Consider the following 5,872-nt stretch of genomic DNA (forward strand, 5'->3'; position numbering starts at 1 on the left):
CCAGCTTAGTAAATGTCATCGCAATCGCTGTTTGATGCACTCATACTGGAACTGTAGCGAGCATAGCTCAACTTAACCACCCCCTATCCCTAGTGCCGCTGCGTAAGTCCTGTCTTAGTTGGATCGGCGATCGCTCCCACCAAAAATCTCGATAAGATTTCCGTCAGTAGGTCGACTGGTATCAAGTTCAGCACTCACAGGTGAGAAAAGTTGTCCTGAACCAAGCGGTCTGGGAACGTTTTGCTCTTCTGGTGTTTCAAATGCTTCGGGATTGATGATTGCAGCGACGACCAGCACTCCCAGTAAAGAAAAAATGCTGCCCCAGACTACGGAGCCTGCGATCGCCCAGGTTTTTTGGTGCGCCTTGAATGCTTCTACACTGGTCCATCTGCGACTTTTCCAAGCCCACTCATTGCCTTTTGTGCCCAACAAGCCTGCTGCTACCAGCCAACCGATGCCACCAGTAAAAGTGCCTGTCCAGGCTATCAACCCGATCCAAACCTGATTACTAAGGCACCAAAGCCCAGGCATCATAAACGCACCCCAGTTCCAACCCAGAATTTCATGGGGAACTTCTTTTGCCGACCAATCAGTTAGCCGAGCAGCAAGGGGGTTCCCGTTTGACTGCTCAGGCTGATGGATGGTTTGAGGCGTTTGAGCACTAATTATGGTAGCCGGAACAGGGCTGGGGGAATCAATAGACAAAGGTAAATCTTGATGGTTCTGATGGAAAGTTTGGGGCGGTAGGGTTGGTGGCACAGGTGAGCCTGAGTGAGTACTCACACTGCTCTTCAACGCAGTTAGCATTTCATCAGCCATCGCAAAGCGATCGCGTGGGTGATACTGAATTGCCTTGTCCAGCAGGTCAGCAAACGGAGAACTCACCTGAACCGCATATTTCCGCCAGGTAATGTCTCCTGTGCGAGGGTCGAGATCTAGCTCCTGCGGAAACCGTGCAGTCAGCATGTAGATCATCGTTAACCCTAGACTGTACAGGTCGCTAGAATACATCGGTCGCCCTGCTGCCTGCTCAGAAGGCATAAAACCCGGTGTGCCAATCACGATCGAGCTAGCCGAGTTGCCCTGAGAATTGACAACGGTTCCCATGGTTTCTCGAACTGCTCCAAAGTCAATCAGAACGGGCTTTCCGTCTCGTTTGCGAAGAATAATGTTGTCGGGTTTGATGTCTCGGTGGACAATGCGCTGATCGTGAACGTAAGTTAGGACAGGCAGAATATCGCGCAGAATTTGTTGGGCGATCGCTTCCGTCACGACACCTTCTGCCTGAACTTTGTCTCTCAGAGTTACGCCTTCAACCCATTCTTGAATCAGATAGAAAAGACCTTCTTCTGAAAAATAGGCATAGAGGCGAGGAATTTGGCTATTTCCATCACCCAACTCTTCCAAAATTGCTGCTTCTCGCTGAAACCGCTCCTGCACAAGCTGGTAAATGTCTGGATTATTGGCGATCGGCTTGAGCTGTTTGATCACACACTTTCGCCGAGAGGGCATCTGAATGTCTTCAGCCAGAAAAGTTGTGCCAAAGCCACCAGCCCCTAGTGTCTGGATGACTTGATAGCGGTTATTCAGGAGCGCTGGTGTCATGGATCTAGAAGTATAAATTACCCAACGATCACTTCAAATCGAGTAATCCACTTTCCTTAAGTTTGGGATTAAACCGGATTTGCATTTGCACCCCACGAGCTTCAAGCGCGGCTAAAAGTTGCTCTTCTACCCGTCGTGCTGCTTGCTTGAGCAGCTTGATTTGAGTTAATCCATCACCTGCCGCATAGCTTGCTTGCTCAGCGGCTGTCATTGCAGGCTTGGCATCAATCGGCTGATTCCATAAAGCCTCATCTGCACTGTTTCCTGAAGGCAACGTACCGTTTTCAGCAATCCAGGCGTCTCGGATTTCTTCCAAGACAGTACGGCTAGGGCGTTCTATTGTCCGGACTTTCAGCCAATAGCAGTGCTGTGGTTGCCGGACTAAATGCTGTTTGAGGCTGAGGTAGACATCACGGGAGTAGCCAATAAATTGCAGCGTCTTCTCCTGATCGAAGATGGCATATACGCCGACCTTGCCTTCAAACTGGTCGGTCAGTTGCCCGTTCTGGTCGATATAAGGAATGTAATCCAGGCTGTCCAGTGATGGAATGTTGGGAGTGGAAGTCATCTTTTTCGATAAATTGCACAGAGGCGACTGGGCTGAAAAATTTTTGCCTTAAACATGAAGTTGGGCGGCACGTTGATGATGGCGTAGTCTGGAGACTCGTGATATTTTTCGTATTCAACGGGCATCCCTTTGGGCGCAGCTTCGGTGTAAGGGATAGGTTGAAATAGCAGTTGGGTAAATTCGGGGCGATCGCACTTCACAGCCCGACCTACCTGTGCCAAAAAATTCTCCTGAGTCAACAGTTCAAACAAAGCTGCCTTCGCCTCTGGATCAAGCGTAAAGCTGCTGTCAAACTGATTCACAATTTTGAGTCGAGCCATAATCTAGCCAGCGTCATTGATATGAATTCAGCCTATGAGATTCTGAAGCGTCTGTCATTATGCAAAGATGACTCTGCGAGTTAAGAATTGTACGTGGGGAGATTGCTGTTGTGTCGATTGAATTCGCTACCGCTGACGCTGATATTGCAAAGTGTTTTCCAGTCGTTGTTCAGCTTCGACCCCATCTGACCGAGACTGCCTTTGTGGAGCAAGTCAAGCGTCAGCAGGAGAATGGCTACCATCTGGTGTACTTGGAAGAGAATGAGGTGAAGGCGATCGCTGGATTCAGAATCCTAGAAATGCTAGCTAATGGGCGGTTTTTGTATGTCGATGATTTAGTCTCAGATGATTCAGAACGCTCTAAAGGGCACGGCAAGTCCTTGATGAATTGGCTGACTGACTATGCTAGATCCCAAAACTGCATCTCCCTCCAGCTTGACAGCGGCACACACCGCGTCAGAGCACATCGCTTTTACTTTCGCCAGGGAATGGCGATCACCTCTTTCCATTTCAGCCTCAAGTTAAACGACTAGCGATCGAGCTACCACTAGGTTTGAGCTTTGAAGAGAAAGAAGATACTACGCCGGGGTTTGATATTAAACTGAATGGCGTAGCGCGTATGAGACGTAGAACCCTTGTTAGACGAACAGGCTAAAAAAACAATATTGCGTAAGATTCCTCATGGACTTTATGTGTGCGGCGTGAAAGAGGGCGAAGAGGTAAACGGCTACACGGCTAGCTGGGTGATGCAGGCTTCTTTTCAGCCGCCGCTGGTTGTGAACTGCGTGAAGCAAGATTCTAAATCTCACGCCATGATCAAATCCAGCCAGGTTTTTGCACTGAGCGTCTTGGACGCGGGGCAAAAAGAGGTTGCTCAGAAATTCTTTAAACCTCAGCGTCGGGTTGGCAATAAGTTTGAAGACATTGAGTTTTACCTTGGTGAAGCAACAGGCTGTCCAATTATTTCTGACTCGCTCGGCTATGTAGAGTGTCGGGTGATTAGCGCAGTTGAGCATGGCGACCACACCGTTTTTGTGGGTGAAGTCATTGCTGCTGGCGTTCATCGCGAAGGTGATCCGCTGCTTCTAGAAAGCACAGGTTGGAATTACGGTGGGTGATCAAGTTTTATGCCATTGATTAAAGTTCAAACCTCTATTTCGGCTCCAGAGAAGTCTGAAGTTGAGACGTTGCTGAAAAGCCTCTCTAAGAGCCTGTCAAAACATTTGGGTAAACCAGAATCCTATGTGATGACTGCATTTGAACCCAATGTATCGATGACCTTTGCAGGCACAACTGATCCCGTCTGCTATATCGAGGTGAAAAGTGTGGGTTCAATGAGCCCAACGTTAACTCAAGCGATGAGCCGAGATTTTTGCCAGCAGATTAATCAGGCATTGGGAATTGCAAGCGATCGCACCTACATCGAATTCGCAGATGCCAAAGGCTACATGTGGGGCTGGAACGAGTCCACATTTGGCTAACCGAATCCTTCTACAACTATTGCAGGGGAAACCATGCTCAAGGCACTTTTGTTTGACCTGGATGGGACCATGGTTGACTCTGACCCCATCCACTTTCAGACTTGGCAGGAAGTTCTAAGGGAGTATGGGATCGAAATCGATAGTGAGTTCTACAGAACCCGCTTCAGCGGCAAGCTCAATGTTCAAATCATCCAGGATTTACTCCCTCAGCTTTCCCCTGAAGAGGGGCAAGAATTAGGCGATCGCAAGGAAGCCGAATTTCGCAAACGTGCTGAAACCTTACTGACTCCTTTGCCTGGGTTGTTTGAACTGGTCGCTTGGGCAAAGGTTCAAGGGCTTAAACAAGGAGTGGTGACGAACGCTCCTAAAGAAAACGCTGAGTTCATGTTGCAAGTTTTGGGAATTCGAGATTCCTTTGCGGTAGTTGTGCTGGGGGACGACTTGCCCAAAGGGAAACCTGACCCCATGCCTTACCAGGTAGCAATGAATTTTCTGGAAACGTCGCCAGAAACTACGCTGGCATTTGAGGATTCTCCTTCAGGGATGTGTTCTGCTGTCAGCGCCGGAATTCCAACTATTGGGCTTGCCTCAACTCAATCTCCCCAGAAGCTTTATGAGTTGGGCGCAATGCTCGTAATTCCAGATTTTGTAGATTCACGGTTGCAAGATTTGCTGCGATCAGGGCAAAGCGCAATTCCGAAGGAACTGCCCCGCCCCTCCTCCAACTAATCTCTACACCCTACGCTCCTAAGCCTCATCCTTCGCCTTTTTTGAATGCCACCACTCCTTCACGGGCTGTGGTAGCTTCACCGCGTATAGAGTTAGCACAATCGGCTCTCCAAAATATTCCTGCCCTAAAATCTCGACCGAGTAGGACGGCGAATTTTGGGTTGCAAGGTCAACTACAAAGCGTTTACCGATGCGTCGCCAACTAGGTTCCTTCCCCTGCCACTGGAGGCGACAGCAGGGCCACGGAAGTTCCTCCCGATCAAACAAACGACAGCAGGGACCGACGACCCGATAAGTAAAATGGGAGCCAAAACTTTGAAAAGTTTGTCCCGGTTGGAGAGGATGCTGGGTAGCGTGCAACGGAACTCAACCTCCCACGTCACAGTAAAGCAGTTTTCTAAGCCTATTATGTGACTTGTCCTGAAAACTTGCGAAGAGTTGAGGGGAAAGGCAATGGAACTGTTTGACAAATTCCCGCAGTTAGAAACCGAAAACTTGATTTTGCGGCAAATTCAACTGTCCGACGCAGAAGCCGTCTTTAAAATCTTTTCAGATGCCAGCGTGACAAAGTATCACGATCTAGATACTGCGACGAGGCTTGATCAGGCACAGTTTTTGATTAATCGTCGAGCAGAACTCTTTAAGAGCGGACAGAGAATTCGTTGGGGCATCGCCTGTAAGACAAATGACGTGATTATCGGGTCATGTGGCTACAGTTCTTGGGTCAAAAACTCCTTTCGTGCAGAGATTGGCTACGAGCTTGCCAAAATCCACTGGCAAAAAGGCATTATGACAGAAGCTTTGAGAGCCATGATCAATTTTGGCTTTCAAGAGATGGGGCTTAACCGCATTGAAGCAAGGGTAATGCTAGAAAACATAGCCTCAATCAGGCTATTGGAGAAGCTAGGTTTTGAGGAAGAAGGAATACTGCGAGAACATGGTTACTGGAAAGGAAGCTTCCATAACCTGAAGCTATTTTCAATCTTGAAGAAGAGTTGGTCGTCGAGACAGCAAGAATAGACTTCCTACGTGAATGGTAGCGCGGCTCCGCCGCGCTATAGCTTTACGCAATTAAGCTAGGACATTATTTTAGAGATAGATAAGCGTTTAGGAGTGCCAATGTCAGCCCCCTACAGTTATGACCTTCGTCGCAAAGCGATTGATGCAGT

At 48.6% G+C, this 5,872-nt stretch carries 9 protein-coding genes; 5 read left to right on the plus strand and 4 right to left on the minus strand.

The features are described from left to right. Positions 1-114: 114 nt before the first annotated feature. From H6F93_RS16015 to H6F93_RS16025, 3 genes are read right to left on the minus strand one after another with little or no spacing between them, the layout of a single operon-like run. The gene (locus H6F93_RS16015) at positions 115-1,605 is read right to left on the minus strand and encodes a serine/threonine-protein kinase (RefSeq protein ID WP_190682576.1); all 1,491 of its coding nucleotides are present in this window, start codon (positions 1,603-1,605) and stop codon (positions 115-117) included. A gap of 28 nt (positions 1,606-1,633) precedes the next feature. Then, positions 1,634-2,173, minus strand: a complete 540-nt coding sequence (locus H6F93_RS16020) for a GIY-YIG nuclease family protein (protein ID WP_190682579.1) — start codon at positions 2,171-2,173, stop codon at positions 1,634-1,636. Continuing rightward, positions 2,170-2,493, minus strand: coding sequence for a hypothetical protein (locus H6F93_RS16025; protein WP_190682582.1), 324 nt, complete (start codon positions 2,491-2,493; stop codon positions 2,170-2,172). The genes H6F93_RS16020 and H6F93_RS16025 overlap by 4 nt, the downstream gene beginning before the upstream one ends. Positions 2,494-2,603: 110 nt before the next feature. Here H6F93_RS16025 and H6F93_RS16030 point away from each other — a divergent pair, with 110 nt between their 5' ends. The 4 genes from H6F93_RS16030 to H6F93_RS16045 all read left to right on the plus strand — a co-directional run bounded on the left by H6F93_RS16030 (position 2,604) and on the right by H6F93_RS16045 (position 4,703). Continuing rightward, positions 2,604-3,026: a GNAT family N-acetyltransferase gene (locus H6F93_RS16030; protein ID WP_190682585.1), complete on the plus strand. Its 423-nt coding sequence runs from the start codon at positions 2,604-2,606 to the stop codon at positions 3,024-3,026. A gap of 102 nt (positions 3,027-3,128) precedes the next feature. Beyond that, positions 3,129-3,611, plus strand: coding sequence for a flavin reductase family protein (locus H6F93_RS16035; RefSeq protein WP_190682589.1), 483 nt, complete (start codon positions 3,129-3,131; stop codon positions 3,609-3,611). Between the two features lie 9 nt (positions 3,612-3,620). Then, positions 3,621-3,974 carry a phenylpyruvate tautomerase MIF-related protein gene (locus tag H6F93_RS16040; RefSeq protein ID WP_190682593.1) on the plus strand — a complete coding sequence of 118 codons (354 nt, stop codon included), beginning with the start codon at positions 3,621-3,623 and terminating at the stop codon, positions 3,972-3,974. 33 nt (positions 3,975-4,007) lie between these two features. Next, complete coding sequence (locus H6F93_RS16045) at positions 4,008-4,703, plus strand: HAD family hydrolase (RefSeq protein WP_190682595.1); 696 nt, start codon at positions 4,008-4,010, stop codon at positions 4,701-4,703. An 18-nt stretch (positions 4,704-4,721) separates the two neighbouring features. Here H6F93_RS16045 and H6F93_RS16050 read toward each other — a convergent pair whose 3' ends face one another. Further along, positions 4,722-5,063 carry a DUF8632 family protein gene (locus H6F93_RS16050; RefSeq protein WP_190682598.1) on the minus strand — a complete coding sequence of 114 codons (342 nt, stop codon included), beginning with the start codon at positions 5,061-5,063 and terminating at the stop codon, positions 4,722-4,724. 93 nt (positions 5,064-5,156) lie between these two features. Between H6F93_RS16050 and H6F93_RS16055 the strand changes: the two genes are divergently transcribed. Further along, the gene (locus H6F93_RS16055) at positions 5,157-5,723 is read left to right on the plus strand and encodes a GNAT family N-acetyltransferase (RefSeq protein WP_190682600.1); all 567 of its coding nucleotides are present in this window, start codon (positions 5,157-5,159) and stop codon (positions 5,721-5,723) included. Positions 5,724-5,872 lie beyond the last annotated feature (149 nt).

The sequence above is a fragment of the Leptolyngbya sp. FACHB-671 genome (assembly GCF_014695745.1).
Classification (GTDB): Bacteria; Cyanobacteriota; Cyanobacteriia; order Elainellales; family Elainellaceae; genus JAAUTN01.